Annotated in this window: 2 protein-coding genes; both read right to left on the bottom strand. The window is 60.9% G+C overall.

Translation table 11 applies throughout. From position 1 onward, the window contains the following. Window positions 1–151: DUF3304 domain-containing protein (locus tag AC1DHL_RS29770; protein WP_478164334.1), on the bottom strand; the 151-nt coding region annotated here is incomplete at its 3' end. Between the two features lie 124 nt (window positions 152–275). Continuing rightward, a partial coding sequence (locus tag AC1DHL_RS29765; RefSeq protein WP_478164333.1) for a DUF3304 domain-containing protein occupies window positions 276–520 on the bottom strand: 245 nt, incomplete at its 5' end.

The raw sequence follows: 520 nt of genomic DNA, 5'->3' as shown, positions 1-520 counted from the left end.
CCTTTACCGTCATACCAGGCTCGTGGACCAATGGCACCATGACGCAACACGTACGTTTCCCACCGCCCGCGTGCGGCCAGATATTCGGTCCGCCATGACCGTTGACCTCAAACGCGTAGATCCCCACGTCCGTGTGGTTGTAGCCAACCATTGACACCGCGATGGGCTCGTCGCCACATCCGGACATTGCCAGCGACAGTGCCGCWAGCAGGCCGGCTAACCACGCCCGTGGGCGCGCTACTGTGTAAGGCATGACTCTCCTCGTGGAACTGTGGTTACTTGCGCGCCTCGTCGCCCTTCAAGGGATAGTCAGGRTGWCSRAGWSCCATCATGGTCACGAASACCTTGACATTGCCGTCGCGCAGGAAGTGGACGGCGAACATTCCGCCATCCCTTGGTCCATAAGGAGGTACCGGGACGATCCGCACCTGCGGCACATCGTCGATGCGATGGAGCCACCKGACCTTCRCCGTCRTGCCAGGYTTRTAGAYCCGTGGCACCGTGACGCAGCACGTAAAAC

The sequence above is a fragment of the Variovorax sp. 10L426 genome (assembly GCF_056395305.1).
This window is presented reverse-complemented; position numbering and strand designations above follow the sequence as displayed.